At 52.9% G+C, this 26,080-nt stretch carries 27 protein-coding genes; 19 read left to right on the forward strand and 8 right to left on the reverse strand.

Annotated features, from left to right (window positions below):
- Positions 1 to 228 precede the first annotated feature (228 nt).
- Positions 229 to 1,509 (forward strand): tetratricopeptide repeat protein, encoded by a 1,281-nt coding sequence (locus MCM46_17260; GenBank protein MCG3113559.1) that lies wholly within the window; start codon positions 229 to 231, stop codon positions 1,507 to 1,509.
- A 140-nt stretch (positions 1,510 to 1,649) separates the two neighbouring features.
- Here the strand turns inward: MCM46_17260 and MCM46_17265 are convergent, their stop codons facing one another.
- The 3 genes from MCM46_17265 to MCM46_17275 all read right to left on the reverse strand — a co-directional run bounded on the left by MCM46_17265 (position 1,650) and on the right by MCM46_17275 (position 3,389).
- Positions 1,650 to 2,231 carry a hypothetical protein gene (locus MCM46_17265; protein ID MCG3113560.1) on the reverse strand — a complete coding sequence of 194 codons (582 nt, stop codon included), beginning with the start codon at positions 2,229 to 2,231 and terminating at the stop codon, positions 1,650 to 1,652.
- A 460-nt stretch (positions 2,232 to 2,691) separates the two neighbouring features.
- A complete protein-coding gene (locus tag MCM46_17270; GenBank protein ID MCG3113561.1) occupies positions 2,692 to 2,973 on the reverse strand; it encodes a hypothetical protein in 282 nt (93 codons plus the stop codon).
- A gap of 26 nt (positions 2,974 to 2,999) precedes the next feature.
- Positions 3,000 to 3,389, reverse strand: coding sequence for a CBS domain-containing protein (locus tag MCM46_17275; protein ID MCG3113562.1), 390 nt, complete (start codon positions 3,387 to 3,389; stop codon positions 3,000 to 3,002).
- A 369-nt stretch (positions 3,390 to 3,758) separates the two neighbouring features.
- Here MCM46_17275 and tpx point away from each other — a divergent pair, with 369 nt between their 5' ends.
- The 6 genes from tpx to MCM46_17305 all read left to right on the forward strand — a co-directional run bounded on the left by tpx (position 3,759) and on the right by MCM46_17305 (position 9,089).
- Positions 3,759 to 4,367, forward strand: coding sequence for a thiol peroxidase (gene tpx, locus MCM46_17280; GenBank protein ID MCG3113563.1), 609 nt, complete (start codon positions 3,759 to 3,761; stop codon positions 4,365 to 4,367).
- Positions 4,368 to 4,516: 149 nt separating this feature from the next.
- Positions 4,517 to 5,026 carry a 5-(carboxyamino)imidazole ribonucleotide mutase gene (purE, locus tag MCM46_17285; protein MCG3113564.1) on the forward strand — a complete coding sequence of 170 codons (510 nt, stop codon included), beginning with the start codon at positions 4,517 to 4,519 and terminating at the stop codon, positions 5,024 to 5,026.
- A complete protein-coding gene (locus tag MCM46_17290; GenBank protein MCG3113565.1) occupies positions 5,004 to 5,639 on the forward strand; it encodes a threonylcarbamoyl-AMP synthase in 636 nt (211 codons plus the stop codon). The genes purE and MCM46_17290 overlap by 23 nt, the downstream gene beginning before the upstream one ends.
- Positions 5,640 to 5,641: 2 nt before the next feature.
- Complete coding sequence (locus tag MCM46_17295; protein MCG3113566.1) at positions 5,642 to 7,129, forward strand: ATP-binding protein; 1,488 nt, start codon at positions 5,642 to 5,644, stop codon at positions 7,127 to 7,129.
- A complete protein-coding gene (locus MCM46_17300; protein MCG3113567.1) occupies positions 7,126 to 8,538 on the forward strand; it encodes a sigma-54 dependent transcriptional regulator in 1,413 nt (470 codons plus the stop codon). Before MCM46_17295 ends, MCM46_17300 begins: the two co-directional genes overlap by 4 nt.
- A 77-nt stretch (positions 8,539 to 8,615) precedes the next feature.
- A complete protein-coding gene (locus MCM46_17305) occupies positions 8,616 to 9,089 on the forward strand; it encodes a DUF5666 domain-containing protein (GenBank protein ID MCG3113568.1) in 474 nt (157 codons plus the stop codon).
- A 51-nt stretch (positions 9,090 to 9,140) separates the two neighbouring features.
- Here the strand turns inward: MCM46_17305 and MCM46_17310 are convergent, their stop codons facing one another.
- From MCM46_17310 to rsmD, 4 genes are all read right to left on the reverse strand, one after another.
- Positions 9,141 to 9,464, reverse strand: coding sequence for a transcriptional regulator (locus MCM46_17310; protein MCG3113569.1), 324 nt, complete (start codon positions 9,462 to 9,464; stop codon positions 9,141 to 9,143).
- A gap of 75 nt (positions 9,465 to 9,539) precedes the next feature.
- Positions 9,540 to 10,733 (reverse strand): pyridoxal phosphate-dependent aminotransferase, encoded by a 1,194-nt coding sequence (locus tag MCM46_17315; protein MCG3113570.1) that lies wholly within the window; start codon positions 10,731 to 10,733, stop codon positions 9,540 to 9,542.
- Between the two features lie 11 nt (positions 10,734 to 10,744).
- Entirely contained in the window at positions 10,745 to 11,269 is a 525-nt protein-coding gene (gene coaD, locus MCM46_17320; protein MCG3113571.1) for a pantetheine-phosphate adenylyltransferase, read from the reverse strand.
- The gene (gene rsmD / locus MCM46_17325) at positions 11,256 to 11,843 is read right to left on the reverse strand and encodes a 16S rRNA (guanine(966)-N(2))-methyltransferase RsmD (protein MCG3113572.1); all 588 of its coding nucleotides are present in this window, start codon (positions 11,841 to 11,843) and stop codon (positions 11,256 to 11,258) included. The genes coaD and rsmD overlap by 14 nt, the downstream gene beginning before the upstream one ends.
- A gap of 78 nt (positions 11,844 to 11,921) precedes the next feature.
- Between rsmD and MCM46_17330 the strand changes: the two genes are divergently transcribed.
- Entirely contained in the window at positions 11,922 to 12,506 is a 585-nt protein-coding gene (locus MCM46_17330) for a hypothetical protein (protein ID MCG3113573.1), read from the forward strand.
- 32 nt (positions 12,507 to 12,538) lie between these two features.
- Here the strand turns inward: MCM46_17330 and MCM46_17335 are convergent, their stop codons facing one another.
- A complete protein-coding gene (locus MCM46_17335; GenBank protein ID MCG3113574.1) occupies positions 12,539 to 12,721 on the reverse strand; it encodes a hypothetical protein in 183 nt (60 codons plus the stop codon).
- Between the two features lie 200 nt (positions 12,722 to 12,921).
- Between MCM46_17335 and radC the strand changes: the two genes are divergently transcribed.
- The 11 genes from radC to MCM46_17390 all read left to right on the forward strand — a co-directional run bounded on the left by radC (position 12,922) and on the right by MCM46_17390 (position 26,077).
- Positions 12,922 to 13,641, forward strand: coding sequence for a DNA repair protein RadC (radC, locus tag MCM46_17340; GenBank protein MCG3113575.1), 720 nt, complete (start codon positions 12,922 to 12,924; stop codon positions 13,639 to 13,641).
- Positions 13,642 to 13,864: 223 nt separating this feature from the next.
- Positions 13,865 to 15,586: a DNA polymerase/3'-5' exonuclease PolX gene (gene polX, locus MCM46_17345; GenBank protein MCG3113576.1), complete on the forward strand. Its 1,722-nt coding sequence runs from the start codon at positions 13,865 to 13,867 to the stop codon at positions 15,584 to 15,586.
- 273 nt (positions 15,587 to 15,859) lie between these two features.
- The gene (bamA, locus tag MCM46_17350) at positions 15,860 to 18,190 is read left to right on the forward strand and encodes an outer membrane protein assembly factor BamA (GenBank protein MCG3113577.1); all 2,331 of its coding nucleotides are present in this window, start codon (positions 15,860 to 15,862) and stop codon (positions 18,188 to 18,190) included.
- Positions 18,191 to 18,253: 63 nt separating this feature from the next.
- On the forward strand, positions 18,254 to 18,787 hold the full coding sequence (locus MCM46_17355; GenBank protein MCG3113578.1) for an OmpH family outer membrane protein: 534 nt from the start codon (positions 18,254 to 18,256) through the stop codon (positions 18,785 to 18,787).
- Between the two features lie 109 nt (positions 18,788 to 18,896).
- Positions 18,897 to 19,946, forward strand: a complete 1,050-nt coding sequence (gene lpxD, locus MCM46_17360) for a UDP-3-O-(3-hydroxymyristoyl)glucosamine N-acyltransferase (protein ID MCG3113579.1) — start codon at positions 18,897 to 18,899, stop codon at positions 19,944 to 19,946.
- Positions 19,946 to 20,416, forward strand: coding sequence for a 3-hydroxyacyl-ACP dehydratase FabZ (gene fabZ / locus MCM46_17365; GenBank protein MCG3113580.1), 471 nt, complete (start codon positions 19,946 to 19,948; stop codon positions 20,414 to 20,416). Before lpxD ends, fabZ begins: the two co-directional genes overlap by 1 nt.
- The gene (gene lpxA, locus MCM46_17370; GenBank protein MCG3113581.1) at positions 20,413 to 21,186 is read left to right on the forward strand and encodes an acyl-ACP--UDP-N-acetylglucosamine O-acyltransferase; all 774 of its coding nucleotides are present in this window, start codon (positions 20,413 to 20,415) and stop codon (positions 21,184 to 21,186) included. Before fabZ ends, lpxA begins: the two co-directional genes overlap by 4 nt.
- A 59-nt stretch (positions 21,187 to 21,245) precedes the next feature.
- Positions 21,246 to 22,067: a UDP-2,3-diacylglucosamine diphosphatase LpxI gene (gene lpxI, locus MCM46_17375; GenBank protein MCG3113582.1), complete on the forward strand. Its 822-nt coding sequence runs from the start codon at positions 21,246 to 21,248 to the stop codon at positions 22,065 to 22,067.
- A gap of 80 nt (positions 22,068 to 22,147) precedes the next feature.
- The gene (locus tag MCM46_17380; GenBank protein ID MCG3113583.1) at positions 22,148 to 23,095 is read left to right on the forward strand and encodes a Gfo/Idh/MocA family oxidoreductase; all 948 of its coding nucleotides are present in this window, start codon (positions 22,148 to 22,150) and stop codon (positions 23,093 to 23,095) included.
- 11 nt (positions 23,096 to 23,106) lie between these two features.
- Positions 23,107 to 24,267 carry a lipid-A-disaccharide synthase gene (gene lpxB, locus MCM46_17385; GenBank protein MCG3113584.1) on the forward strand — a complete coding sequence of 387 codons (1,161 nt, stop codon included), beginning with the start codon at positions 23,107 to 23,109 and terminating at the stop codon, positions 24,265 to 24,267.
- Positions 24,268 to 24,343: 76 nt separating this feature from the next.
- Positions 24,344 to 26,077, forward strand: a complete 1,734-nt coding sequence (locus MCM46_17390) for an ABC transporter ATP-binding protein/permease (GenBank protein ID MCG3113585.1) — start codon at positions 24,344 to 24,346, stop codon at positions 26,075 to 26,077.
- Positions 26,078 to 26,080: the final 3 nt, after the last annotated feature.

The following is a 26,080-nucleotide window of genomic DNA, read 5'->3' on the forward strand; positions in this document are numbered from 1 at the left end:
GGTGGTCTGGACCCAGTTGCTCCATTATTTTAGATGAATGGAACGCCCGAACCCGGTACAACCTACACCTGGACCCAGCAGTAGCCTAAGCTGGCCTCCACCCCCATCAGACAGTGGAATAAACTTTCCTCCGCCGGATACTTCTATGGAATCTTTTTAGTACGATTGTTTATTTTGTGTTTCTCCTTGGAAATGGTGCTTTATTAGAAATAGACTTCCAGCTTGAGTATGAAGAGTTATAACGGCAGTCCTGCAAAAAAGGTTTTCCTAACAGCAATTTGGTGTATGACTGCGTTTTATGGCGTGTTGTTGAATGCTGATTTGAGAGCTCAGAGTGTAGGGGGAAAGGGGAACAGAGAGGATGCCAGTGTAATAGGCAATCCGAGTAATCCCGCCTGGAAAGAATCTTACAAGAGGGGACTTCGCTACCAAGAACAGAAACAGTACGAAAAAGCGATCGCTGAATTTAATGCTGCCCTTAAAGTTGAGCCCGGTCTGTGGCTTATTACTCTTCAACTTGGCCAGGCATATCGTGAGTTAAAACAATATGAAAAAGCGATCTTCTATCTCTCACAAGCAATAAGCAAGAACCCAGATCCTCCCTTCAGAGTAACGGCTTATCTGCTGAGATCGGTTACCTATGCAAGCATAGAAAAATACAAAGAGGCAATGGATGATATTACAAAGACAATTGAGTTAGACCCAAAGGGGAGTACCGGCTACTATAAAAGGGGGGAGTACTATCTAGTCGCTTTCAGTCAACCCGAGAAAGCACTGAAAGATTTTGATACTGCGATCACATTTGGAGAGCGGAGTGCGGAAATATATCATTATCGGGGGGCGGCGCTCTTTAAGTTAGGCCGTTTTCAGGAAGCCATAGAAAGTTATTCACAAGTCCTCAAGATTGACCCTTCCCATTATAGTGGTCTATTGAACCGAGGTTCCACTTATCTTTGTCTAGAGGAGTATGATAAGGCTCTGAATGATCAAAATACGGTGTTGCGTCTCTATCCGGAAGATGTCGAGGCGCGCTTAGATCGCGTTTCCGTTTACATTGCGAAGGAAGACTTTAATGCTGCCCTGTCTGATCTTCTGTTCGCGATAGATCATGGTCGTAAAGACGCTTGGCTCTATCTAACCCTTGCCGATGTATATTACCGTTTAGGAGAATTAGAAAAGGCCATCCAGGCCAACGACAAAGCGATTGAGTTAGATAACAACACTTTTCTTCAACCAAGTCTTTATTTTAAGAAGGGTCTCTTCTTATTAATAAGAGGATCTATAGACGAAGCGACGAAGTCATATGAACAGGGTATCAAGCTGGCTGTCGATGGGCGTAACTTACAGAGTGTTGAGCTGGCAGCAAGAGATATAAGCGGAGCCTCATTCTCTAAAGAAGAGGCAAAGACCGTCGCATCGAAGATTACTAGTCAATTGAATGAGACGCAAAGGAAGATTGCACCTATGGCTGTCACAAATCAGGGTCAATGCCATAAAAGTAGAATTTAACAGTCTATGTTTAGTGAAGGGGCCAGGTCTAGATATTTGGATTTTAGGATAGCAGAAGATCTAATCTCAAAAATCTAGACCTAGCCCCTTTTCTTTGTAATTTGAAATTAAAGATAAAGATCAGGGCAGTTTGGGGACGGTTACATCTTGATGGAGACGTGTCCTTTAAAAAATAATACCTTTGTTGCGAGGTAGAGCAAGGCCGCCAACATCATTTTCTTCCTGGTTGTTTCAAACAAAATCGTTCCTCCAATAATTAGATTGAGAACAGCCCACACTAGACCTGAAATCCAGATAATTTGGGGGAGGATGCCAGAATACATGGTTCTTCCCAGCAGGTCCGCAAATCCGTATGTGAGATTTTCGGGCAGAAGGGATCCAAATGCATAAACTTGGTAAGATCTCCAATAAGAAGTATTTTCAGCGCCGGCTTTTACATGCCTTTTCACATAAAGATGTAGAAGGAATGCCCAAAAGAATGTCCAAAGGAATAAAAAGATCGAAATCGTGACCGCCGTAAAGAAAGCCGCAAAGAATACCACTGCACTCGGCCTAAATCCGCTTGCAATCAACGACAGAGGGATCCAGATTGCCATACTGAGAAGAGTCAGCCAAAAAGAGAAGTCCACAGCTTTTGCTGGATCTTCAACGCGGAGTTGCTCAAAGAGCTTTTTAGGATTTTTCAGAATTAATCCGAGCTTGAATATAAAACCACCCGACATCACATCGTCTCCGAAATAGAAATCCTATCGCCATAAATTATGATAGCCTGCATAAGAAACAGACCTGCGAAGAATAATACGTAAATGATAGGCCAACCATCTTTTCTCAAGCAGGAAGCCTTCGGTTCCGCGGATTGTAAAAAACCGTCACACGGACTCCGACCGGATATTCTTTTATAAGGTCGTAGACCCATTCGTAGTGGCCAAAGGATCCCAGGAGACCACCGAGGGAAATGGTACTTCCAGTGTATTCATTGCCATCCACCTGATATCGGTATTGGATGTCCGGCCAATATAAACGCTCAGAGAATAGCTTTATACTAGGATCTCACCGAAGTAAAATAAACTTTCTAGGGCTGGCAGTCAAGGAAGTAAAAATCGAGAAATCTGAATGTCGATTACCGTTTGAAGCCTTTAGCCTAGGCAATCGTGTCGGATTTTCAGAGGAAAGAAGATGCTACTACTTCTTTGTAATCAGCGGCTTCTTATCCCCCTCTGTTCCTCTCATCTTAAATAACGGGTAAAGAAAAAACCGCCTGACCAAAGGACGAAGACTGCTGAAGATCAAAGCATAAGCCCCTGTCAGCCAACCGGCGACAATCAGAACGAGGAGCCCCACCAGAAGATATTCTCCCCAAACCCATTCCTCCGGATACTTCTCGGCCGTTTCAGCAAAGCGACTCATTCCAAGTAAAAAGGACAGGGTCAAGAGAAGTGTTCGAGATAATTTCTTTTGTTGCATGGCGGCGTTCTCCTATCGGTGAAACTTTAAAACCCGCTCGCTTTCTGTTCAGCCGACGGTTGTTCAACAGAGAGGGGATGAAGAAAATCTCGGATGGAGACCATTCCGATGATCTTTCCGTTTCGGGTCACCCCGATGTGGCGGATCTTCTTCTGCTCCATCAAATCGTTGGCATCGAGCACCGACCGATCGGCCTCGATGGTAATCAAAGGAGAGGTCATGACGGTTCTTACCGTGGTCGCGGCCGGATCGATTCCCTTTGCGACCACTTTTCGAATGATATCGACCTCCGTGATGATCCCAGTATAGTTCCCTTCTTGGGTCACCAGGAGACTCCCGATTTGGTTCCGGGCCATCTCCTCCGCCGCGCTTCGGACATTCTTCTCCGATCCGATCGAATGGATTTTCGTCGACATTAACTTTTCTATCGTAGGCAACATAGGCGCTATCCTCATCGTGGAACAAGACTCCTCCGGCCTTCCAGGGATAGACCAAAGAGAGCCTGTCAAATCGTCCTAAAATTTAATTCATTCACTATGTATAAAAACAGCAAAATCGATGCCACCCACGAGAAGCACGAGGACCATTGAAGTAAAGTAAAACCGCCGTTGATTCTCAGTAAGTGAGAAAAAGAGGACCATTATTCTTCGATGCGATGGTGTAGAATTTATACAGTTCAAACCTGGATGGGTACGAAGAATTGTCGTTGCAAATTCATACGCGTCTGTGTTATCGCTTTCGGAACGGATCATCCCTTATCTCAGTCAACCCTGGAGGAGCAGAGCATGAAGAAAATCTGGATCGCTTTGATGCTTTTAAGCCTGGTCGGTTGCAGCGCCGTTCGCTCCCAGACGATGCCGATTGCAAAAGAGAGCGCGTCGGCCGGAGAGGGGCAGTCGGTCACCTTCAAGGGAAAGGCGTTGGCGCTGGAGGGGACGGGGATCAAGGTCGGCGATCGTCTGCCGGCGGCCGTCTTGGCCGCGAATGATCTCTCGCCGGTCAATTTGGCGGAGACCGGCGGGAAGGTCCGGATCATCAGCGTGGTCCCCTCGCTCGACACCCCCGTCTGCGAGGAGCAGACGCACGCCTTGAGCGAACGAAACGGGGGGCTCGACAAGGAGGTTCAGCTGATCACCGTCAGCATGGATCTTCCCTTCGCCCAGAAGCGGTTCTCCAAGGAGGCGAAGATCGGAAATGTCCTCTTCCTCTCCGATTATAAGGGAGCCGAGTTTGGAAAGAGTTATGGATTGTTGATCCAGCCGCTCCATCTTCTCTCCCGCGCGGTGCTCGTCGTCGACAAAGAAAACATCGTCCGGCACCTGCAAGTGGTCCCGGAGATCACCGAGCTTCCCGATTTGGAAGCGGCGATGCAGGCGGCAAAGGGGTTATTGTAGGGGTGGGTTTGAGACCCGCCCCTATAAATCCCGCCCTCTCCAAATTGGAAAGGGAGATCCTGCGCCTAGTCGGGGGTCGTCTCTCCAGTTGACACTCTTCTTTTGGCTATGTTAATTTGGCCCTATTCATTTTTTAACAGGAGATTTTCATGAGCGAGAAGTGGTCGGTCCTCATTTTGATGGGAAGCGATTCCGATTGGGAAGTCATGCAAGAGGCGGCGAAGATGCTGAAGGAGTTCGAGGTCGGTTACGAGATGACGGTCTCTTCCGCCCATCGGTCTCCTGAACGAACCAGAAGGCTCATCCATGAAGCCGAGGAGCGGGGGGTTCAGGTGATCATCGCCGGGGCGGGCGGCGCCGCGCATTTGGCCGGGGTGATCGCCGCCGAAACGATCCTTCCGGTGATCGGCGTCCCCATCACCTCCGCGCTCAACGGACTCGATTCGCTCCTCTCCACGGTCCAGATGCCGGGCGGGATTCCGGTGGCCTCGATGGCGATCGGCAAGGCCGGCGCAAAGAACGCGGGGATTTTTGCCGCGCAGATCGTCGCGAGGCGTTCTCCTGAAACGGCCAAACGTCTACTCTCCTATAAAAAGTCCCTTGCCGAAGAAATGGAAGCAAAGGGGAAGCGGCTCCATGAAAAAGGTCATTCCGATTGATCCTGATGATCCCGATTCCTCTCTCCTCTCCGATGCGGCCGCGCTCATCCGAAAAGGAGGCGTGGTTGCGATTCCGACCGATACCTTTTATGGCCTGGCGGCCAATCCCTTTGATTCACAGGTGGTCTCCCGCCTCTTCGATATAAAAGGCCGCGACGCTTCGAAACCGATCCTTCTTCTCATCTCCAGGTTGGAGATGCTTCCCTCTTTGGTCGAGGAAATATCGCCCCTGGCGGAAAAGGTGATGGCCCGTTTTTGGCCCGGTCCGCTGACCCTTATTTTCAAAGCATCGAAGCGCCTTCCCGATCTTTTGACCGGCGGAACGGGGACCATCGGAATCCGCTTTCCGAAGGCGGTCCTGCCGGTCCGATTGATCGATCGGGTCGGGTTTCCGATCACCGCGACGAGCGCCAATCGATCCGGCGAGCCCTCTCCCGCGTCGGCGCAAGAGGTGGCGCAGGCGCTCGGGGCCTCGCTCGACGGCATTCTCGACGGCGGGCCCTGTTCCACGCTTCCTTCCACCGTTTTAGATGTGACCACTTCCGAACCGAATCTTCTGCGGGAGGGAAGGGTCTCCGCGGAAGAGCTGGCCCCCTTCATCGCAAAGGAATAACATTGCGCTACTTTTTAGACCGCGTTAATCTCACGACCAAGCTGGTCTTGATGATGCTCCTCTTGACCCTCCTCTCCTTGATGGCTTCGTATGTTTATAATGTCCGGAGCGAGAAAGAGTTTATTCGGAAGGTCGAGGACAATATCGGCGATTTGTCGACCGCCATCAAGATCAGCGTCGAAGAGCTGACCAGCACGGCGCGAACCGACGAGGCGCGCCTGGCCGATTACGTGGGGCGTCTGAAAAACCAAGGGGTCAAAGAGCTTTCCATCATCAGCAACGAGCGGGAGGTGATCGCCAGCTCCAATCCCAAACGGGTGGGGGCGAGAATTATCACCAAAGTCGATCCGAAGCACAAGGATCTCTTCATCACGGCGAAGATCGGGGAAGAGCCGGAAGCGGCGGGTCCCCACCGGGAGTATAACCTCCTCGTCCCGATCGTGGTCGATGGGGAGCGGATGGGTTTCGTTCATGTCGACATGCGCCTCGAAGACTACACCCAGTTCTTGAAAGACAATCATCGCCGCCGGTTGGTCACGACCTTCTTCATCTTTACTGTCGGGATCGGCCTCTCCTTTTTCCTCTCCGTAAAGTACACCCAGCCGATCGAGGAAGTGGTTCAAGCCGCCAAGAAGATCGCATCGGGAGATCTGTCGAAAACCTTGCCGGAGAAACGCCACGATGAAATCGGGGAGCTGACGAAGAGCTTTAATGAAATGGTCGATAAACTTCGCCGGCAGCGGGAGCTGGAGGAGCGGCTTCGGCAGGCGGAGCAGCTCTCGGCCCTGGGGCAGATGGCGTCGGGAATCGCGCATGAAATTCGAAACCCGCTCAACCTGATTAATCTCAGCATCGATCATCTGAAAGCCCAGTTCCCGAACTGGGATGCAGTGAAACAGAAAGAGGCGGAGGAGATCATCTCCAACGTCAAGGTGGAGATTTATCGTCTTAACCAGATGATCGAGAATTTCTTGATGTATGGAAAACCGCTTCGGCTTCATTTTGCCGAGGTCTGTATCGATGCGCTGCTGCAGGAGGTCCTCCGGCTGGCCCGGCACAAAGCCGGGGAGCAGAAGATTGAGTTTATTCTCGATGCCGACCCTTCCGTCCCGAAAGTCACGGCCGATCCGGAACAGCTGAAGACCTGTATGATCAATATCATTTTAAACGCCATCCAAGCGATGCCGCACGGAGGGAAGTTGGAAATCCAACTCCGCGCGGATCCTTCCATGCGGAACGTGGCCGACGGAGAACCTTCTCGCGGGAGCCTGGTTCTTACTTTCCGGGATACCGGCGTCGGCATCGACGAGGAGGATTTAGCGATGATCTTCGAGCCCTATTTTACGACTAAAAAACTGGGAATCGGCCTCGGACTGGCGATTACCAAACGGATTATTCAAGTGCACGGCGGGAACATAGATGTTCAGAGTGAGCTTGAACAGGGGACCCGGGTGACGATTCATCTGCCGGTCCAAAGGAGGTCCATTTGAAGAAGGGGCAGATCCTGGTCGTCGATGACGAGAAGTCTCAGCGCGAGATCTTAAAGGTCATCCTCAAAACGGAAGGGTATGGTGTGCAGGCCGCGGGGAGCGCGACCGAAGCGCTCCGGATGGCGGAGGAGGAGTCGTTTGATCTTGTCTTAAGCGATCTGAAGATGCCCGATAACGACGGACTCTTCATCCTCGATCGTCTCTTCAAGATCAATCCGGCCGTCTGCATCATTATCATGACGGCGCACGGGACGATCGACTCCGCCGTCGAGGCGATCAAGAAGGGGGCTTTTGATTATCTGACCAAGCCGCTCGACCGGGAGGAGCTCCTTATTTCGGTCGCGAGGGCTTTCGAAAAGCTGAACCTGGTCCATCAGAACAAGATGCTGCAGGAGCAGCTTTCGGAGCGATTCGGCCTCTCCAACATGATCGGCAATCATGTCAAAATGCAGGAGATTTTCAAAACGGTCCGGAAAATCGCAAACAGCACCGCGACGGTGTTGATCTTCGGAGAAAGCGGAACGGGAAAGGAGCTGATCGCGCGGGCGATCCACTACAACAGCATTCGGGGTGACAAGCCGTTCCTGGCGATCAATTGCGCGGCGATTCCCGATACCCTGATCGAGAGCGAGCTGTTCGGCTACGAAAAGGGGGCCTTCACCGGCGCCACCGGGCGAGGGATCGGGCTGTTCGAGGCGGCCGACGGCGGGTCGCTTTTTCTCGATGAGGTTGGAGATCTCTCCTTGACGATGCAGGCCAAGATTCTCCGGACGATCCAGCAGCGAGAGATTCGACGGATCGGCGGAAGGGAAGAGATCAAAATCGATGTGCGGGTGATTGCGGCGACCAATAAGAACTTGGAGGCTGAAATTCAGGAGGGAAGTTTCCGAGAAGATCTTTTTTATCGGTTGAATGTGATCTCTATCCGTCTTCCCTCCCTGGCCGAGCGTGCGACAGACATCCCCGCGCTGACCGACCATTTTATTGAAAAGTACAATCAACGTTCCGATAAGCGCATTAAAGGGATCTCGCGTCCGGCGCTGCGGCTGCTGCTCGACTATTCCTGGCCCGGGAATGTGCGGCAGCTGGAATCGACGATCGAACGGGCTGTCCTTCTCTGCGAGGGAGAAACGATCGAGACGGAAGACCTTCCCCAAGAGATCCGATTGAAGAGCTTTTCATCCGACCGGATCGCTTTTGATATTCCCCCGCAGGGATTCTCTTTGGAAGAGTTTGAGAAGGAACTCCTGATGAAGGCGATGGAGAAAAGCAACGGGGTGATTGCAAAGGCGGCCAAACTTCTGGGGATCAGCTATCGGACGCTGCAGTATCGCCTTGAAAAATTCAACATCCGAAAAGAAGAAGATCCCCTCGTCAGGAGCATCCTTCCCATGCAAAAGGGAAAGTAAGAAGCCCATTTCTCCCGGGATCGGTTAAAATGAGATGAGGAAGTCACAGGCCGTTTATTCACCAGGAGGGATGTGAAATGCGTAAAGCAATCGCCGTGGTTTTCTCGTTATTGTGCGCCGGTCTCTTTGCGACCGTATCCGTAATGGCGGAGGAAGCAGCCGGAGGTGAAAAGCCGGCGATATCCGCCCAAAAAGGTAAAATGACGAGCATCAAGGGGGAGATTACGGAGATCGATCCGGCGGGGAGTCACGTAAAGGTGAAGGAGAAAAACCAGGAGATCACAATCAGTGTAACCGACAACACCGTCATTACCGCGGGGAAGATCAAAAGAACGCTGGCCGATCTAAAAGCGGGCGATCAGGTTGTTGCCAGATTTACCGAAGAGGACGGAAAGAAGATCGCCCGGTCGATCCGTGTTGCAACCGTAGGCAAAGGGAGCGAAAAGAAACCACCCGCACCCGAAGCGCCGAAGGAAGAGGCGCCGGCGACCGAAGCCCCCCCGGTGGAACCGCCTGCAGCGGCGTCCCTTGAAGAGGCCGCCCAGGAGTAAGACCGATTCATCAGGTATAAAATGTATCTCTAAAACAGGGGTGGAACCCTCTTACGGCGTTTGATTCGATGAAGGGGGAGGTGGTTTTGAAGGGGATTCTTTGGGAGTCGTTTCCCCTTTTGCGCTTCCGCTTGAAGAATCCGATTTCCCCTCTCCTTTGGGGGGGGATGGAGCGTCGCCGCTTTTCCCATTCTTTTTTGCATAGTCAGTAATGTACCAACCGCTCCCTTTAAAGAGCAGACCTGCCGGGGAAGAGACCATCTTATGGACCTTTCCTCCACAGGAGGAACAGATTTCCAGAGGAGGATCGGAGAGTCGCTGTATTAGCTCAACACGTGTCTTGCACTGCTCACATTCATACTCATAGATCGGCAAACCAAATACCTCCTTTATTACTCAATTCTAGCTTTCAAATCAAATTCCATCAAGCGCAGGGTCTCAACGTCATCGTTAAGAGAGTTTGAGAACCGCATTTTTAAGCTTCTCCACTCCCTCGCTTAAGACCTCCCTTGAGACGGCATAAGAGAGTCTCAGATACCCCTCGGCCCCGAAGGCCTCCCCGGGGATCGTCGATATCCCCCCTTCCTCCAGGAGAAAGGAGGCGAGGTCTGTCGATCCCTTGATCTGATATCCCTTATAGCCGGTTCCTATCAATCCTTTGATGTTCGGGAAGACATAAAAGCTGCCGACCGGGCGGGGACAACGAATTCCCCGGATCTGATTCAATCGTTCCACCACGAAAAGGCGCCGCTGGTCGAATTCCGCCACCATTGTCTTAATGAACTCGTCGCTTCCCTGAAGCGCGGCGGCGGCGGCCTTCTGAGAGATAGAAGTCGGGTTCGATGTGCTCTGGCTTTGCACGGTTCCCATCGCATCGATGATTTCCTTCGGACCCGCCGCATATCCAATCCGCCAGCCGGTCATGGCATAGGCTTTGGAGACGCCGTTGACGACGATGGTTTTTCTCTTTAACTCCGGGCCCAATGAGGCGATGCTGGTGTGAGCCACGCCGTCATAAATAAATTTCTCGTAAATCTCATCCGAAATGATCCAAACCGGCGCATCCGAAAGAACATCGGCGAGCGCTTCCAGGTGTTTCGCCGTGTAAGAGGATCCGGTCGGATTCGACGGATAATTAAGAATGACCGCCTTCGTCCTCGGGGTGATCGCTCTCTTGAGCTGCTCGGGGGTCATCAAAAACTGGTCTTCTTCCCGGGTCTCGACGATGACCGGCGTTGCATCGTTTAGAAGAACTTGGTCCGGATAAGAAACCCAATAAGGGGCCGGGATGATCACCTCGTCTCCCCGCTCGAAGAGAACCTGGGCGATGTTGTAGAGTGTGTGCTTCGCCCCACAAGAGACAATAACCTCTTTTTTTTCGTAGTCAAGGTTGTTTTCTTTTTTCAGTTTCTGGCAGACGGCTTCTTTCAGCTCCTCCGTTCCGGAAGGGGAAGTGTATTTCGTAAATCCCTGCTGAATGGCGCGGATTCCTGCCTCGGCCGCGGCCGCGGGGGTGTTGAAATCAGGCTCTCCCAATCCAAAATCGGTGATCGAGATCCCCTTTGCCGCCATCGCCTTTGCTTTTGCGGCCATCGCCATGGTCGGGGAGGGTTTTATCTGCTGAACGCGTTTCGCAAACTTCATCTCTATCCTACCTATCCTTTTTTTCTATCCGGTCCGGCTTCTCTCGGAAATTTTTCAAGGAGTTTTTCTGAAACGCCTTTTGGAACGAAAGCGGTCACATCTCCTCCGTAACCGGCGACTTCTTTGATCAATGTCGAGGTAATATAGGAATACTCTTCGCTCGGCATTAAAAAGACGGTTTCTATTTTGGGATCGAGTTTCCGATTCATCATCGCCATTTGAAATTCGAACTCAAAGTCCGAAATCGCCCGAACCCCCCTCACAATCGCCGTGGCTCCTTTTTTCCGTAAATAGTTGATCAGGAGACCTTGAAAGGGTTCCACACTCAAATCATGAAACCCTTCCGTTGCGGTTCGGATCATCTGGAGGCGTTCTTCTAGGCTGAAGAGGGGGGCTTTCTTGGGATTGGGGGCGACGGCGACGAGCACGCTGGGAAAAATTCGAAGGATCCTTCGGATAATATCGATGTGCCCATTGGTAATCGGATCGAACGTTCCGGGATAAACTGCGAGTTTGAGTTTTTCAGCCTTTGCCATAAAAAGAAAGGACCGTTTCGCCGTATTTATACCGTTTTATGAAACGGAGTCGGCCGGTCTGCTCGGCCAGGATTTTCTTGTGAAAATGTTGTATGATCACCGTTCCGTCGTCGGCTATCATATCACCCTCTCCCAGCAATGGCAATGTTTTTTCAATTTCTTCCCCCTCGTAGGGGGGATCGATAAAAACCAAGTGAAAGGGACCGGCTTTCTTCTTTTTTAAGAAGTCGACCGCATCCATACAAAAGAGGTCGAACCGGCCTTCGAAAGGAGATAAAGAAAGATTTTTTTTTAAGAACCCGACATGTTTTTTGCTTTTCTCGACGAAGACGACCTCTTTTGCGCCGCGGCTCAAGGCTTCTATTCCGACCGAGCCGATGCCGGCGTAGAGATCGAGAAAAGAGGCGCCCTCGATCCGGTCCGATAAAATATTGAACAAAGCTTCTTTGACCTTATCGGACGTCGGGCGAACATCCAACCCCGACGGGGCATATAATCTTCTTCCTTTATGGGAGCCGGAGATGATTCTCAATGGGGTCTTTATTAATGAATAATGTAAGGGCGAGTCGGTCACTCGCCCGGTTTTGTCTTTCGATTCAGTTCTTTGACTTTGATTCAAAGTTAAACTATAATAGCACGCCTGGAGAGCCTTATGAAGTTTTTTATCTTTTTACTTTTTTTATTGGGGGCGTGCGCCCCCCTTTCACCCGTGTTGTCGCCGCTCGATCCTCCACCGGCTGCTGAAGGACCGGAAATTATTCAGGTCATTGTGAAGCCGATCGTCACGAGCGGAATTAAATCGGAGGATGAACAAAAGTGGGGGGTGGATCTTTCGGCCTACTATACCGCGTTCGAAGTTCAAATTATCAACAAAACAAACGAAGAAGTTATCTTTGAGCCGACGCAAGCGCGCTTAGTGAACGGAAGCGGCCAGGTCATTCAGGCTCTGGATGAAAAAGGGACGATCCGGTATTACATGAATGGCGGCGGTGATACGGTCGTGACGCTTCTTCCGAAATCAAAGGCGATTATTGAAGCAGAGACGAAGAGAATCCTCCAGGCCAGATTAAAGAATGCGACCATTGCACCGGGAGGACAAAAAGAAGGGCTCATCTTTTTTAAAAAAGTGAGCCCTGAGCATTGCAAAGAAATTGCACTCGAACTGGATGTTGACGTCAGTGAAAGCGGAGAAAGGAAGGAATTCTCATTTCCCTTCTCCTGTGCGAATAAGAGCTAATTGAGAGTGACGATTTCATCGAGGAGCGGTGGCTATTCCTCACTCGCTGCTGCCGTGCCGACCGGTTCAAGGAAGGGCAGGCTCTTTTTCTGGTTATCCAAAATCGTTTTGTCCATCAGAGTACCGCAGTTGATGCATTTCCAGGCATGGAAGACGATGAAGAAATCGGAGAGTCGCTCCAGGTACATCAGGCCTTCACACTTAGGACATTTCATTTTTCGCTCCTCTATAGGGTGATATGCCTTTTTTTAGCAATTGATATGCCGCGAATTTGAGTTGTTATATCCTATTGATATTTTGAGTATTTAATAAGGCGTCTTTCAAATCAAAGCAGGCAGAGCCCCTCATTAGTGACAAAAATTGTCAGTTTCTTGGGTAAGATTCTACCGAAAATTTCCAACAAGAGGATCGCTTAATGGCCAAGATCAAGGATTGGCCTGCAGGGGAGAGACCTCGGGAGCGCCTGATTAAGGAAGGTCCGCAGGTTCTCTCCGATGCCCAGCTTTTGGCCATCCTCCTTCGAACAGGATCGGATCAGGCGAATGCGGTGCAACTTGCGATCGGCCTCTTGGATCAGTTCCGTGAATTAAACAACTTTGCGAACTTGAGCATCAAAGAGCTCTGCTCCATTCGTGGGATCGGTCCAGCCAAGGCGGCCCAATTGAAAGCCGCGTTTGAGTTGGGACGCAGGTCCCTTGTCCCTTCTGTTTCTCAACGAACCAAGATTCATTCAAGCCAGGATATATTCCGGCATTTTTCGCCGACCTTCAGACATCTTAAGAAAGAGATATTCAAGATCGTTTTGTTGGATCAAAAAAATAAAATTATCCGAGATGTGCTTGTTTCGGAGGGAAGTCTGACGTTGACGGTAGTCCATCCGAGAGAGGTGTTCAACCCCGCGGTTCGGGATTCGGCCGCGTCGGTGGTTTTCTTGCATAACCATCCGAGCGGCGATCCGACACCCAGCTCTGAAGATAGGGAGCTGACAAGGAGATTGGTTGCGGCGGGGGATTTGATGGGAATTCAGGTTCTCGATCATCTGATCATCGGGGAAGATCAATACTTTAGTTTCTCCGATGCCGGTTATATCCGAAGCCCGTCTCCCCGGGTTGCGGTTTCCGAGAAACGGACATAAAATATAATCTGAGAAAGGGAATATGAACCCACTTCTAACACTCTGGTTATTGGTTTTATCGAGCACCATTATATTATCGGGCATCTTCTTCATGGCCGAGAATTACTCCCACATCCTCGGGAACTTCTATTTCCTGATCGGGGCATTTTTCGGTTCGTACGGCCTGTATATTCTGGTGCAATGGCTTGTTCGGCGTAATCGGAAGCCGCCGGCATAAGGGTCAATGATTACGAAAGAATCGCTCATCGAACAGCTTGAAGCCTCGGCGGTATTGTTGGAATTGCAGGGAGAGAATCCCTTTAAGTGCCGCGCCTATACCAATGCGGCAAGAGCCATTGCGGAACTCGATGTCGATTTGCATGAAGCCGTCCGGAATCGAACGCTGCTGGAACGCAACGGGATCGGCAAGGCGATGTTTGAGAAGATCTCAAATGCCATTGAGACCGGCCGGCTGGGGTCTTATGAAGAGTTGAGAGCGGCCGTCCCTTCCGGACTCCTGGAGATGTTAAAGATAAAGGGGCTCGGTCCGAAAAAGATCAAGATCCTCCACGAGCAGCTCGGGATCCAAGATGTTGTTGAGCTGGAATATGCCTGCATAGAAAATCGTTTGGTCGACCTTCCCAGCTTTGGAAAGAAAACCCAAGACAAAATATTAGAAGGAATCTCCTATCGCAAGAAGCAGTTGGGATTCCATCATTGCCATACCGCGCGGAGAGAAGGGGAAGCGCTTTTATCGAAGTTACGCGAGAGGAAAGAGGTCGTTCGTGCGGCGTTTGGGGGGAGCGTTCGAAGGAGAAACGAGATCGTTCAGGATATCGATCTGATTGTCAGCAGCGATCATCCCGCCGACCTCATCTCCTTCTTTTGCGGGTTGCCGGAGGTGGAGCGTGAAGTCGCCCGGGCCGAAAATAAAGCAAGGGTGATTTTGAAGTCGGGAATAGCGGTCGATCTTTATGTGGCCACGGAGGAGCGGTTTCCGTATCTTTTGCATTACTACACAGGGAGCAAGGATTACCACGCGGCACTGGAAGAGCGCGCCAAGCAGTTTGGGATTCGGATCAGCGAATATGGCCTTTTTCTGGACGATCATATCTTACCCTGCCAGGAAGAGCGGGAGATTTTTTCTACATTGGAGCTCGATTATATCGAGCCTGAGCTGCGGGAAAACCGGGGGGAGATTGAAGCCGCCTCGCAACATCGTCTTCCCCCTCTTGTTATGGAAGACGATCTCCGCGGCATTTTCCATGTTCACAGCACCTACAGCGACGGTTCGGGATCTCTCTCCGAGATGATCGAGGCGGCCGAGCGGGCCGGGCTGGAGTATATCGGCATTTCCGATCACAGCCAATCGGCTTTTTATGCGAACGGGTTGAAGGAAGACCGCATCAAAAAGCAGCATGAAGAGATCGAGCAGCTCCGCCGGCGTTTTAAGGGAATTCACATTTTCAAAGGAATCGAAGCCGATATCCTTCCCGACGGCAGCATCGATTATGACGATCGTATCTTATCGGCATTTGATTTCGTGATCGCCTCCGTTCATTCCCGTTTCAACATGTCCGAAAGAGAAATGACAGACCGGGTGGTCCGTGCCATGAGCCACCCGAAGGTGACCTTTTTGGGGCATCCCACCGGCCGAATCCTTCTTTCCCGTCAAGGGTATCCGCTTGCCATACCGGAGGTCATTGAAGCGGCGCAACGGTATGGTGTCATTCTTGAGCTGAATTCAAGCCCGTACCGGCTCGATCTCGATTGGCGTTATTGTAAGCTGGCCAAAGAAGCCGGCGTCCGATTGAGCATCAATCCCGACGCACATGGTGTCGAGGGGATCTCGGATACTTTCTTCGGTGTCGGAATCGCCCGAAAAGGATGGCTCTCCAAGGAAGACATCATTAATACTCTCCCACTCGATCAAATCAAACCTTTTTTGATGAACAAAAGAAAGTAGCATTGAAGCTCCCCGCAGCAAGCTGCGGGGAATCTTCGACCCGAAAGGATGGAAAGACTCTATTTGTATTCGCGCGTCTAACCTTCGCAGCAAGCTGCGAGGAATGCGACGCGCGTGCGTGTTCATTCTCAGTTTTTCTTCTCGATCGCTTCATCCGACGTCATCCCGTTATACCTCTCTCTACGACCGACGGAAAAAACGTATTTTTATTTACAGTTTACGACAAAAATGTTAAATTACTGAGATTTTGAACCTGGAGGAAAGGTTGCCCCATTGCTGAAGCGGTTCGGTCCTGTTTTCCTTCTACTTATCTTTATTCTGACTGGTTTTTCCTCCCCGGGCTTTGCAGAGGACAATGAGATCCGAATCAAGCTGATCGAGGTCGCCGGAAACCGAAAAATCGACACGGCGATGATCCTCTCCAAAATTTCGCTCAAAGAGGGAGATCTCTTCTCGCCGGAGCAGGTTCGGGAGGACGTCAAAACGCTCTACCGAATGGGCTACTTCGATCGGGTCGAGGTCGAATCGGAAGGATTCGAGGGGGGGGTGGCATTGACCTTCAGGGTCCATGAAAAGCCTTTCCTCATCGATGTCGTCTATGAGGGGAATGAGAATATCGACAAAGATAAATTGACGGAAAAGGTGCCTGTCAAAACCGACACCTTTCTTGATATGGAGGAGATCAGTTCCTACGTCGATAAAATCAAAAAAGTCTATGAGGCGGATGCCTACTACAGCGCGGAAGTGACCCCGGTGATTCAACTCATCTCGGAAGATCAAGCGGTGCTGACCTTCTTGATCAAAGAGGGGGAGCGCGCTTATGTCCGCCGCGTCCGAATGGCGGGAAATAAAGCGTTCGCCGACAAAGAGTTAAAAAAACAGATCGAGACGTCAAAATATTTCTGGTTGACCTCCTGGCTGACCGAATCGGGGCGGTACAAAGAAGAAACCATCGAGGCCGACCTCGACCGGCTGCGCGAGCATTATCTTAACCACGGGTACCTAGAGGTACAGGTGGCCGCGCCGAAGGTCACCCTAAGCGAGGACAAAGAGTGGTTTGACATCATCATCCCCATTGTGGAGGGAGATCAATTTCGGATTCGTGAAATCCGTTATGAGGGAAACGAGCTCTTCGAGACGGGGCGATTGGTCAATCTAACAAAGAGCAAAGAGGGGGAGATCTTCAATCGCGGCCAAATTCGGCAGGATATTATGAGCATGGTCGATCTCTACGGCGAGCGAGGCTATATCTTCGCCAATGTGGTTCCGCAGTTATCGCCGAATATTGAAGATAAAACGGTCGATGTTTCCTTTCAAGTGACCGAAGACGACCCGGTCAAGGTAAGAGAGATTCATATTACCGGAAATGACAAGACCCGCGACAAAGTCATCCGGAGAGAGATCCGTGTCAATGAACAGGAACTGATCAATACAAGGCTGCTCCGGCGGAGCTTCCAGCGGCTGAACAATCTGAACTTTTTTGAGAATATTGAAATCGTGCCGGAGCAGGTCGAGCCGGGATGGGTCGATCTGGAAGTGAAGGTCCAAGAGAAGCCGACCGGCACGTTCAGCATTGGCGGCGGATACAGTTCGGTCGACCGTTTCATCGCCATGACCGAAGTGACCCAAGGAAATCTTTTCGGAAGAGGACAGCTTTTGCGGGCCAAGGCGGAACTGGGGGGAAGACGAAGGACCTACAGCCTCACCTTTAGAGAGCCCTATCTTTTTGATTCGAATATTTCCGGCACCACGGATCTCTTCAACAGCGTGCGGGACTTCAGCTCTTATCAGGAAAAGCGGGTCGGCGGTGATATCGTGCTGGGGCGCTCCTTCGGCGAATACGTGAATGGGAGTGTCAGTTATACGTTAGAGACGCTCAATATTTTCGATCTGCGTCGTGTTCCGGAGGTCGATGCCGCGGGTAACCTAACCGGCGCCATCGTCCCTGATCCCGATATTCCCGAACAAGTCGTGCGCCAGGCGGAGTTAGGAAAGACCTTAACAAGCGCCCTTGGTTTTTCCCTCTCCAGAGATACGCGCGATTTTATTTTCGATCCGACCAGTGGAAGCCGCAATTCCATTTCGCTCGAATATGCTGGAACCTTCTTGGCGGGAGACAATGATTACTATAAAGTGATCTTTGATTCCAGCCGCTTTTTCCCCCTTTGGAGAGAGCATGTTCTTTCGGTCCATGGGCGGGTCGGATATGCGATTGGGATTGGTGATAAAGAACTTCCGGTGGGGGAGCGGTTTTATGTCGGGGGGATCAATACGGTGCGAGGGTTTAAATTCGGAAAAGCGGGCCCGATCACCAGCACCGGTGAAATCATAGGGGGAAATAAAGAGCTTTACATCAACGTAGAATACCTGATTCCGCTGGTTCCTGAAGCGAAAATTAAATGGCTCTTTTTTTACGATATCGGACGCGCCTTCGATGATTCCGAAGCGATCCGATTTTCGGAGTTGAGGCAAGGGGCCGGGTTCGGCATCCGCTGGATCTCTCCGGTCGGTCCTCTCCGGCTCGAGATGGGAGCGAATCTCGACCCCCAGAGGGGAGAGGCAACCGGATTTATTCCGGAGTTTTCAATCGGCACCCTATTTTAGATAGAACGCGGTGAGGTGGAGGTCACCTTCGACCTCGACGGCTGCTTTTTGTAAGGAGGAACAATGAGGAAATTGCTACTTTGTCTCGGATTGGTTTCATTCGTGATGATCTTGGGGACCACCGGCTATGCTCAAAATGTGAAGATCGGCTTTGTCGATGCACAGAAGGTTCTGGAGGGTTCAAAAGAGGGGAAGCGGGTCAAGGCGAATATGGAAGAGTTCGTCAAGAGCCGGCAGAAAATTATCGATCTGGAAGAGCAAGAGCTCAAACAGTTGGAGGAGGATCTCGTCCGGCAGGGGGCCCTTCTCTCCCCGGAGGCCAAAAAAGTCAAGCAGGACGACTTCCAGAAGAAATTGATGGAGTATCAGAAAAAGGCGACCGACTTGAACAAAGAGGTACAGGGTAAAAAGTTTGATACCCTCCGGGACTTCAACAAGAAGCTGGAAGAAGCGGTCAAGCAGATTGCCGACAAAGACGGATATACTTTCGTTCTCGATCGGAATGCCGAAGGAGGCGGCTCGGTCATCTACGCGAAGGAGAATTTCGACATCACCTCCAAGGTGATCGAGCAGGTCGATAAAAACGCAGGGAAGTAAACGTGATTCGTTTACTCGTTATCCGTTAACCGTCGAAATCAGGCGAAGTTCGGTTTTATATTCTACGTTTAACGATTCGCGTTTAACGATGAACGCCAGGATTGTTCCCATGGAAGTATCGTTGGACAAAATTGCGGAATGGGTCGAAGGGAAGGTCGTCGGTGATCCGCATCTTCGCATTCGAGGGATCGCTTCGATCGAGGAAGCGAAGCCGGGAGAGATCACCTTCCTCGCGAATCCGAAGTATGCGTCGAAGGCGATGCAGACGCGTGCCTCGGCCATCCTGGTTCGATCGAAAATCGACGGAGTCTCCTGCGCTCTCTTGATGGTGGAGGACCCCTACTTTGCCTTCACCCGGCTCCTCTCCCACTTTCATCCTCCTCGCCGCTACCCCGCGGAAGTCGATCCGCGTGCCGCCGTCGGCAAAGAGGTTATCCTTGGGGCCGGGGTGTCGATCGGCCCGTTTGCGACCGTGGAGGATCGGGCGAAGATCGGCGACCGGGTCCGGCTCGGCGCCGGCGTTTTCGTTGGGGAGGGGAGCGAGATCGGGGAGGACAGCTTGATCTATCCGAACGTCACCCTCCGGGAAGGAGTGAAGATCGGCAAGCGGGTCATCATCCACAGCGGGACGGTCATCGGCAGCGACGGGTTCGGGTTTGCTCCCTACAAAGGGAAATATCATAAGATTCCCCAGGTCGGGGGGGTGATCATCGAGGATGACGTGGAGCTTGGCGCGAACGTCACGGTCGATCGGGCAACACTCGGAAATACGATCATCGGCGCAGGAACCAAGGTCGATAATCTCGTTCAGATCGGCCATAACGTGGTGGTCGGAGCCGATTCCATCCTGGTGGCGCAGGTCGGTATTTCGGGAAGCGCCAAGATCGGACGGCGCGTGACCCTGGCGGGACAGGTCGGCGTGGCAGGCCACCTGACGATCGGCGACAATGTGGTCGTCGGCGGAAAGTCGGGGGTCACCAAAGATATCCCGGCGGGGGAGAATGTCTCCGGTTTCCCCCCCCTTCCCCACAAGACCTGGTTAAAGGCCCAGGCCACTTTTCCCCATCTGCCCGAAATGCGGGAGAGAATCAAAGCACTTGAGAAGGAAGTCGAATCACTGCGAGAACGGATTGCCCAACGCGACGAGAGGAACGGCTGATGGACATCAAGGAGCAGATTATCGATATCGGAGAGATTCAGGAGATATTGCCGCATCGTTATCCTTTTTTACTGGTGGACCGCATTCTCGAAATCGAGCCGGGAAAGAGAATCGTCGGTTTCAAGAATGTGACGATCAATGAGCCCTTTTTCCAGGGACATTTCCCGAAGCATCCGATCATGCCGGGGGTCTTGATCATCGAGTCGATGGCGCAGGTCGGAGGGGTTCTCGCGTTCAAGTCGACCAAGGGGAACGAGGGACAGCTGGTCTTTTTTCTCGGGATCGATAAGGCCAAGTTCCGAAAACCGGTCTATCCCGGAGATCAATTGCGGATCGAGGTCGAGGTGATCCAGGAGCGTCCCCCGTTCTGGAGATTGAAAGGCATGGCCTACGTTGACGGCAAGCTGGCGGCGGAAGCGGAATTCAAAGCGATGCTGGGCCAAGGAAACAAGGGAGGTCTGGAGAAGTGAGCATTCATCCAAGCGCCATCGTCCATCCGAAAGCGGAGCTCGACCCCTCGGTGGAGGTCGGTCCCTTTTCGATCATCGGCGAGCATGTCAAGATCGCCAGGGGGACGAAAGTGGCAGCGCATGTTGTGATCGACGGATGGACCGAAATCGGCGAGGAGTGCACCTTTTATCCTTTTGTTTCCGTCGGGCAGCCTCCTCAGGATTTAAAATACAAAGGAGAGCCGACCCGGCTCAAGATCGGGAAGCAGAATACCTTTCGGGAGTATGTGACGCTCAATCGGGGAACCCAAGGGGGGCGGGGAGAGACGGTCATCGGCGATCGAAACTTCTTCATGGCCTATGTCCATGTGGCGCATGACTGCATCGTCGGAAACCAGGTGATCCTCGCGAATGCCGCGACCCTCGCCGGACATATCACCATCGGCGATCACGCGATTCTCGGCGGGCTCTCAGGAATTCATCAGTTCGTGAAGATCGGGGCCTATGCAATGATCGGAGGCTGCTCGGCCGTCGCGCAAGACGTTCCTCCCTATGTCAGCGTGGCCGGAAATCGGGCCAAACTGTACGGCCTTAATTTAATCGGGTTGAAACGGCACGGCTTCTCCAAGGAGCGGATCGAAGCGTTGAAGGGGGCCTATAAACTTCTCTTCCGATCGGGGTTGACACTGCGGGAGGCGGCAAAGCAGGCGCGGGAGAAATGGAAAGAGATCGCCGACGTGGAATCGCTCGTCTCGTTCGTCGAGCAATCGGAGCGGGGGATCGGTCGATAGCGTTTTCGGTGGCAATGGTTGCGTAGGGGCGACGCATGCGTCGCCCCTACAAAGGCGAAATGGCAGAACAATCGGTTCCACAGAAGATCGGTCTTATCGCCGGCAACGGCCAGTTCCCGTTGATTTTCGCCGAGAATGCCAGACGGGCCGGTCTTTCGGTCATCGCGGTGGCCCACACCGGGGAGACCCCGCCGGAGCTCTCCGACAAAGTGGATGAGATCCTCTGGATTCGCGTGGGGCAGATTGGAAAGCTGATCTCTTTTTTCAAAAAAGCCGGCGTGACCGATGCGGTGATGGCGGGAGGGATTCGAAAGACCCGTCTCTTCGAAATGCGTCCCGATTTTCGGGCGCTCACGCTCCTTGCGCGGCTCAAGGAGAAGAAGGACGATGCGCTGCTCCGGGCCTTTGCCGGGGAGCTGGAGCGGGAAGAGATCCGCATTCGAGCGTCGACCCTTTATCTCTCCTCGATCCTGGCGGCCGAGGGGGAAATGACCCGGCCGCTGACAAAAGTGGAACGGGAAGATATCGCGTGGGGATGGCCGCTTGCCAAGCAGATCGGCGGGCTTGATATCGGCCAGTGTATTGTCGTAAGGGATGGGGTCGTTTTGGCGGTCGAGGCGATCGAGGGGACCGACGCGACGATCCGCCGGGGAGGCGCCCTCGGCAAAGAGAAAGCGGTCGTCATCAAAATCTGCAAACCGCAGCAGGACCTTCGTTTTGATATCCCGGCGATCGGGCCGGGGACGATTCAAGCGATGATCGAGGTGGCCGCTTCCGTCCTCGCCGTGGAGGCGGGCAAGACCCTTTTGCTGGAAAAAGAGAAACTCCTTCGGGAGGCGGCGTCCGCGGGAATTGCCGTGGTCGGGGTTAAGGGAACATAGGGGCGCAATTTATTGCGCCCTCTCATGGGTATGATCAAAACCGGGCGCGATAAATCGCGCCCTACGGAATGGATCGTTCGATGGATAAAAAGATCAAAGTGGCGGTCGTCGGGGTCGGCTATCTCGGCGAGCATCATGCGCGGATTTACTCGGAGCTGCCCGGTGTCGAGCTGGTCGGTGTGGTCGATCTGAATGTGGAACGGGCGGAAAAGATCGCCGCCGACCGCCAATGCGAAGCGTTCACCGATGTGTCGGCTCTATTCGGAAAGGTCGATGCGGCGAGTGTGGTCGTTCCGACGCCGGTTCATTTCAAAGTCTCCAAGGCGCTCCTTGAGAATGGGGTTGATCTTCTTCTTGAGAAGCCGATGACGGCGACGCTGCAGGAGGCCGATGAACTGCTCGCCCTCGCCGATCAGAAGGGACGGATGCTTCAGGTCGGCCATGTCGAGCGGTTCAACGCTGGTGTTCGAAAGCTCAAAGAAGGACTGATTCAACCGCGCTTTATTGAATGCCATCGGATGGGGCCCTTTGTCGAGCGGGGGACCGACGTTCATGTGATTCTCGACTTGATGATCCACGACATCGATATTATCCTCTCGCTGGTCTCCTCCGAACTGGTCGAGGTTCGCGCCACCGGTGTGCCGGTCCTGACCCCCCAGATCGATATTGCCAATGTCCGTCTTGCCTTTGCGAACGGCTGCGTGGCCAATGTAACGGCGAGCCGCGTTTCGCGGGAGAGATTACGCAAGATCCGCATCTTTCAACCGGAGACCTATCTTTCGCTCGATTACCTTCTTCAAGAGCTGGTGATTTGCCGCCGGGTGGCCGCGCCGGGTGGATCGCGACCGGAGGTCACGATCGACAAGGTCCAGATTGAAAAAGAAGAGCCGTTGAAGGCCGAATTGAGCGCCTTTATCCAGGCGGTTCGGACGAGATCGGTGCCGAAGGTTTCCGGAGAGGATGGGAGGCGGGCGCTGGCCGTGGCGCTTCAGGTCGTCGATCTCATAAAACACCAGCCCAATAATTGACGGATGATCTTATGTCGGACCCCTCTTCCAAACCGCCTCGTGTGATGATCGTGGCCGGAGAGGCCTCTGGCGATCTGCACGGCGGCGCGCTGGCCGAAGCGCTCTTGAAGAAAGCGCCTTCGCTTCAACTGATCGGATTCGGCGGAAGCGCGATGCGGTGCGCCGGGGTCGAGATTCTTTTTGATGTCTCACGACTCGGCGTCGTCGGGATCTTCGAAGTTCTCCTCCACCTAAGATCGGTCTGGGAAGCATATCGCCTCGCAGTTCAAACGCTCAGGAGCGGGGTCGATCTGCTGGTGCTGGTCGACTATCCCGACTTCAATCTCCGTCTTGCGAAAGCGGCCAAGCGGCTCGGCATCCCGGTGGTCTACTATATCAGCCCCCAAATTTGGGCATGGCGTTCCGGCCGGATCAAGACGATCGCCGAGCGGGTCGATCTGATGCTGGTCCTCTTCCCCTTCGAAAAGGAGATCTATGCGAAGGCGGGGGTCCCCTGCGAATTCGTCGGCCATCCGTTGGTCGATGAAGCGGCATCGGTTCGGTTGAAGTATCCATCAAAAACGGCGTATCTTGAGGGGATCGGGTTTTCACCTTCCGGGATCACCGTCGGTATTCTTCCGGGGAGCCGGATGCGGGAGGTCTCTTCTCTCCTTCCCGAGATGCTCCAAGCGATGGTATCCTTATCTAAGGACTTTCCGAACCTTCAGCTGCTGATTCCGGTCGCCCCCTCGCTTTCGAAGGAATGGATCGCCGATCTGGCGCGGCCCTATGCCATTCCGGTCCGGTGTGTCGAGGGGGAGTTTCAGGAGGTCTTGAGGGCGTCGGAGGTGGTCGTCGTCGCATCGGGGACCGCGACATTGCAGACGGCGCTGGCCCGGACGCCGATGGTGATCGTCTACAAGGTCTCGCCCCTTACGTTTTGGATCGCGCGGCGGCTGGTTCGTCTCAAATCGTTTGGTCTGGTCAATATCGTCGCCGGCGCGCCGATTGTGCCGGAGCTGCTTCAAGAGGGGGCGACTGCCGAGCGGATTCAAGCGGAGGTCGGCCGTCTGCTGAAGGATGACGGCGCCCGTGAGCGGATGAAGCAGGCATTGAAAGAGGTGGCCGATCGCCTCGGCGCCGCCGGGGCGTCGAGCCGCGCCGCCGGGATCATTTTAGAGAAATTAAAATGACGCCTGACATGTTCTCGAACTTATGAAACTCTACCTTCGATTATTAAAATTTGTAAAGCCTCACCGTGGGACCCTGGTGGCGGCCTTCTTTTGCAGCGCGATGGTGTCGCTGCTCACAGCGGCCTACGCTTGGCTGGTGCAGCCGGTGGTGAACGATGTGTTCATTCGCAAGGACGGTTTCATGTTGAAGATTCTTCCGGTGGCGATCATCCTGGTCGCTCTCCTCAAAGGACTCTTCAATTACGGCCAAGCCTACCTGGTCCGTTACGTCGGGAGCAGAATCATCGCCGGCATCCGGAAAGATCTCTACCATCACATCGTCCTTCTGCCGATCGGCTTCCATGCGAAAAATGCGACCGGAAAACTGATGTCTCGCGTCATCAATGATGTCGGCATCATGCAGACGGCCGTTTCGACCGTGGTCAAGGATCTTTTTCAACAATCGTTGACGATGGTTGCATTGACCGGCGTGATCTTCTATCAAAACTGGCAACTCGGTCTGATGGCGATCCTGGCGATGCCCTTGGCGACCTATCCCCTCATCCGGGTCGGAAGACGGCTTCGGAAGGTGGCCCGGGCGGGACAAGAGAAAATCGGCGACCTCACCAGCATTCTTCAGGAAACTTTTTCCGGCATCCGGATCGTCAAGGCGTTCGGGCGCGAAGATTTTGAGGCAGAGCGTTTTGACAAGAAGAACATGAATTATTTTAAGAATGTCATGCGGGCGACCTCCGTCTCCGAGCTGACCAGTCCGATGATGGAAACGCTCGGAAGCTTCGGCGCCGCGGCCATCATCTGGTACGGCGGCTATCAAGTGATTACCGGTCAGATGGATGCGGGGGCGTTTTTCTCATTTATGACCGCCGCCATGCTGATGTATGCCCCCATGAAAGGGCTGAGCTCGGCGAACAATATCCTACAGCAGGCGTTGGCTGCGGCGGAGCGGGTCTTTACGATCTTGGATCAAAAAAATGAGCGGGAGCTTGACCCCGGCCGCCGGCTGGTGCCGAGCCTGTATGGGGAGATTGAATTCAGGGAGGTCTCCTTTCAGTATGACGGCATCCGGTCGGCCGCTCTCTCGAACATCAGCCTGAAGGCCAGACCGGGAGAGGTGATCGCGCTGGTCGGGAGCAGCGGCGCCGGCAAAACGACGCTGGTGAATATGATCCCCCGATTTTATGAGCCTCAGGGGGGGACGATTTTGATCGACGGCATTCCGATTCAAGAGATCAACCTCGGCTCGCTTCGAAGCCAGATCGGAATTGTGAGCCAGGAAGTGGTCCTTTTCGATGATACGGTCCGATGGAACATCGCCTACGGTCTCGATCATGTCTCCGATGAGGAAATCGTCCGAGCGGCAGAGGCGGCTTACGCCCATCTCTTTATCGGAAAGATGCCGAAAGGGTACGATACGGTTTTGGAGAAAGGGGGGGCGAATCTCTCGGGCGGGGAGCGCCAGCGCCTGGCCATTGCGCGGGCCCTTCTGAAGAATCCCCCGATTTTAATTTTGGATGAAGCAACCTCCGCGCTCGATGCCGAATCGGAGTTTATTGTTCAGAAGGCGCTCGTCAATTTAATGAAGAACCGGACGACGTTCGTCATCGCCCATCGTCTCTCGACCGTCCAGCGGGCGACCTGTATTATCGTGGTCGATCAGGGGCGGATCGTCGAGATGGGCCGGCATGAGGATTTAATGCAGCGCGACGGCCCCTATCGAAAGGTATACCAGATGCAGTTTCTGCACACAGAAGGGGGAGAGGCGCCGGACGGAGAGGTCATCGAGCCCCTTTCCGAAGGGCGAAACGGATAAAGC

This window comes from Candidatus Manganitrophus morganii (genome assembly GCA_021651055.1).
In the GTDB taxonomy this organism is placed as follows: domain Bacteria; phylum Nitrospirota; class Nitrospiria; order SBBL01; family Manganitrophaceae; genus Manganitrophus; species Manganitrophus morganii.

Bases quoted from the DNA above. Each gene is read 5' to 3' on its own strand.
- MCM46_17275 (MCG3113562.1), bottom strand. From the start codon at position 3,389: ATGTCGACGAAAATCCATTCGATCGGATCGGAGAAGAATGTCCGAAGC.
- MCM46_17270 (MCG3113561.1), bottom strand. From the start codon at position 2,973: ATGCAACAAAAGAAATTATCTCGAACACTTCTCTTGACCCTGTCCTTT.
- MCM46_17290 (MCG3113565.1), top strand. From the start codon at position 5,004: ATGAAAAAGGTCATTCCGATTGATCCTGATGATCCCGATTCCTCTCTC.
- MCM46_17330 (MCG3113573.1), top strand. From the start codon at position 11,922: ATGAAGTTTTTTATCTTTTTACTTTTTTTATTGGGGGCGTGCGCCCCC.
- lpxD (MCG3113579.1), top strand. From the start codon at position 18,897: ATGGAAGTATCGTTGGACAAAATTGCGGAATGGGTCGAAGGGAAGGTC.
- radC (MCG3113575.1), top strand. From the start codon at position 12,922: ATGGCCAAGATCAAGGATTGGCCTGCAGGGGAGAGACCTCGGGAGCGC.
- lpxI (MCG3113582.1), top strand. From the start codon at position 21,246: ATGGCAGAACAATCGGTTCCACAGAAGATCGGTCTTATCGCCGGCAAC.
- polX (MCG3113576.1), top strand. From the start codon at position 13,865: ATGATTACGAAAGAATCGCTCATCGAACAGCTTGAAGCCTCGGCGGTA.
- MCM46_17315 (MCG3113570.1), bottom strand. From the start codon at position 10,733: ATGAAGTTTGCGAAACGCGTTCAGCAGATAAAACCCTCCCCGACCATG.
- MCM46_17355 (MCG3113578.1), top strand. From the start codon at position 18,254: ATGAGGAAATTGCTACTTTGTCTCGGATTGGTTTCATTCGTGATGATC.
- lpxB (MCG3113584.1), top strand. From the start codon at position 23,107: ATGTCGGACCCCTCTTCCAAACCGCCTCGTGTGATGATCGTGGCCGGA.
- MCM46_17335 (MCG3113574.1), bottom strand. From the start codon at position 12,721: ATGAAATGTCCTAAGTGTGAAGGCCTGATGTACCTGGAGCGACTCTCC.
- fabZ (MCG3113580.1), top strand. From the start codon at position 19,946: ATGGACATCAAGGAGCAGATTATCGATATCGGAGAGATTCAGGAGATA.
- MCM46_17265 (MCG3113560.1), bottom strand. From the start codon at position 2,231: ATGTCGGGTGGTTTTATATTCAAGCTCGGATTAATTCTGAAAAATCCT.
- tpx (MCG3113563.1), top strand. From the start codon at position 3,759: ATGAAGAAAATCTGGATCGCTTTGATGCTTTTAAGCCTGGTCGGTTGC.
- purE (MCG3113564.1), top strand. From the start codon at position 4,517: ATGAGCGAGAAGTGGTCGGTCCTCATTTTGATGGGAAGCGATTCCGAT.
- MCM46_17305 (MCG3113568.1), top strand. From the start codon at position 8,616: ATGCGTAAAGCAATCGCCGTGGTTTTCTCGTTATTGTGCGCCGGTCTC.
- coaD (MCG3113571.1), bottom strand. From the start codon at position 11,269: ATGGCAAAGGCTGAAAAACTCAAACTCGCAGTTTATCCCGGAACGTTC.
- MCM46_17380 (MCG3113583.1), top strand. From the start codon at position 22,148: ATGGATAAAAAGATCAAAGTGGCGGTCGTCGGGGTCGGCTATCTCGGC.
- MCM46_17260 (MCG3113559.1), top strand. From the start codon at position 229: ATGAAGAGTTATAACGGCAGTCCTGCAAAAAAGGTTTTCCTAACAGCA.